Origin of the sequence: Streptomyces odonnellii (genome assembly GCF_000981895.1) — a bacterium.
GTDB classification, from domain to species: domain Bacteria; phylum Actinomycetota; class Actinomycetes; order Streptomycetales; family Streptomycetaceae; genus Streptomyces; species Streptomyces odonnellii.
In genome coordinates this window covers 1-2478 of sequence record NZ_LATD01000485.1, presented here as the reverse complement: position 1 = coordinate 2478, position 2478 = coordinate 1, and the positions used below count along the sequence as shown (strand labels likewise).

Below are 2478 nucleotides of genomic sequence, written 5' to 3'. Positions count from 1 at the left end.
CCCCTCAGCTCACCGCCCCCTCAGCCCTCCGGCTGCGCAGCCCTCTCCTCGATCCAGCCGCTGTCCACCGCGGGGTTGTCGTCGTCGAGGACGAACTCCTCCTCGATGTCGACCGGTTGGAAGCCGGCCGTGATGAGCCCGTCCAGTAGTGCGTCGAGCCGGGCGCGGGCCGCCGGGCGGCCGACACCGCGGGCGCGCTGGGTCACGAAGCGTTCCTGGACGCCACCCGACAGCACCCGCCGCGCATTGCGTGAGATGTGCGCGGAGTGCCCCTCGACGACCGCGGCCAGCCGCTGTGTGTCGTACGGGATCGGCAGCCGCAGCTTGATGTGGTGCTCGAAGTGGCAGTGCGCGGGCAGCGCCGCCGCCTCCGCGTCGGTCTGCGGCACCCCCACGTTCCAGGGCGCGGCCTCCGTCTTCGTCCGTACGACGGTGAATCCGGCCCGCGCCAGTCCCTCCGCGCACCGCTCGGCGGCGCGCCGCTGCTGTTCGAGACTGCCCGAACCGCACAGGGTGAGCATCGGCTGTGAGGGGGTACGGCCGCGGTCCAGAACGATATGGGTGAGTTTGAGGCCGTGTACGGCGGCCTACTCGGCGAGCGCGGCCAAGGTGCCCGGCCGGTCGGCCCGTACCGTCACATGGGTCTCGAACTCGCCCTCGATGGCCCCGCCGGATTCCGTACTGAAGTCCACCGGCCGACGTTACCAAGGGGGACACGGGCAGGGGCGCCCCTTGCCGCGGTTGTCGCGGGTTCGGGACGCCCCTGTCGTACGGCTCGTACGGCTTGTACGCGTCGTACGGTCGTACGTGTCGTGCGGGTGTGACGCGGCCGGGGTCAGGAGACCTTGGCCATGGCGGCGGCGAGGCCGTTCGCCCAGAGCTGGTTGACCCTGGACCGCTCGGCCGCGTTCGGCTGGGCGTTCTGGCACGACGTACCGGGGCCGCCGCCCGACATCAGCTCGCTGCACGGACCGGAGTAGTGGTCCGGCAGGCCGAGCACATGCCCGGTCTCGTGCGCGGTGACGCGGGTGGAGTTGTACTGCTGGTTCTGCGCGTAGTCCAGGAAGATGTATCCCCGGCCGTGCCCGTCGGTGCTCGCGTACGAGCCGCGCGGGTCATTTCCCTCGCGGTACGTGAAGTCGGCGTTGCTGCCGGCCTGGAGCCTCACATTGGTGACGGCGCTGTTCCAGATCGAGGTGCTGCTGGCTATCTGACTGGCGAAGCGGGGCGCGGCCGACGCGTTGTAGACCACGGTGACGGCCTGGACGCCCGGGTTCGCGGCACGCTTCTCGGCGACCGACTTCAGGACCGCGTCGAAGAACGCCTTCGTGCCCGCGGCCGCGGCCTTCGAGCCCTCGAAGGCCGCGTACGAACCGGTCTCCGCGGGTGCGGAGGTACCGGTGGCGGCGGCGGTGGCCGTGGGTGCGACACTGAACGCGGTCGCGAATGCCAGGCCAATTCCACAGATTGCGGAAATCGCCGTCTTGGGGTGCTTCATGTGGGGGGCTCCCTACTCGTCCGATGAACGGGTTCGGTTGGGAAGAGTCTCGGGGAGCCGGTCCCTGCGGGGATGATGTCAATTCGCGATAACACCGGAGCATCACCCCGACGTCGCCCTGGCCGAATTTCGGCGAATGCGGCGCCAATTACTGTGTTTTGGTCACCTGGTGCGGCTCAGAGGGCCGCTCTACTCTCGGGGCATGGAGCTGGAGGTGAGACACTTGCGTGCCCTGTGCGCCATTGCCGATACCGGCAGTCTGCACAAAGCGGCCAGGCAACTGGGCATGAGCCAGCCGTCCTTGACGACCCAGCTACGGCGTATCGAGAACTCCCTCGGCGCGGAGCTGTTCTCGCGTGAACGCACCGGCTGCCGGCCCACCCCGCTGGGCCGTTCCGTGGTGAGCCGGGCCCGGCCGCTGGTCTCGGGGATGGCCGCGCTGGTCGCCGAGGCGCGGGCCGCGGCGGACCGGGCCGGCGGGCCGCGCCTGCGGATCGGCTCGACCGCGAGCCGCGCCCTGGTCGGCTGGCTGCGCCGCCTCAGGAACCGGCTGCCCGGCACGGACATCTCGCTCCACATGGACGTCTCCGCCAACGCCCTGCTGCGTACGGTCGCCGCCGGACAGCTCGACGTCGCCTTCGTACACGAAGTGGAGGGCTGCCCGCTCACCATTCCCGAGGGCCTGGAGACACGTGTACTGGTCGAGCGGGAACCGCAGTTCATCTCCATGTCCCGCGACCACCCGGCGGCGGCCAGCCCGGTCGTGGAACTCACGGACCTCGCCGGGGACCGCTGGATGGTCGACCCGACGGTGGACGGCGAATGGGACGGACTGCGCCGCGTCCTGAACGCGGCCGGCCTCAACCCGCCGGTCCTGCACGGGGATTACATGACAGCCGCGTCGCTGATCGCCGTAGGCGAAGCGGTGGCCCCCTGCCAGCCCACCTCCCGCCCCCGCGACGACATGGCCATAAGACCCC

The 2478-nt window shown here is 70.3% G+C and carries 3 protein-coding genes; 1 reads left to right on the top strand and 2 read right to left on the bottom strand.

Annotation, left to right across the window (positions count from 1 at the left end; translation table 11 throughout):
* Positions 1 to 20 precede the first annotated feature (20 nt).
* Both WH07_RS33585 and snpA read right to left on the bottom strand, forming a co-directional pair.
* Entirely contained in the window at positions 21 to 521 is a 501-nt protein-coding gene (locus tag WH07_RS33585) for a hypothetical protein (RefSeq protein ID WP_079023774.1), read from the bottom strand.
* 314 nt (positions 522 to 835) lie between these two features.
* Positions 836 to 1498, bottom strand: a complete 663-nt coding sequence (snpA, locus tag WH07_RS33580) for a snapalysin (RefSeq protein WP_046508549.1) — start codon at positions 1496 to 1498, stop codon at positions 836 to 838.
* 202 nt (positions 1499 to 1700) lie between these two features.
* On the opposite strand from snpA, the gene WH07_RS33575 reads away from it, so the two are divergent.
* The coding region (locus WH07_RS33575) for a LysR family transcriptional regulator (protein WP_079023775.1) at positions 1701 to 2478 on the top strand (778 nt) is incomplete at its 3' end.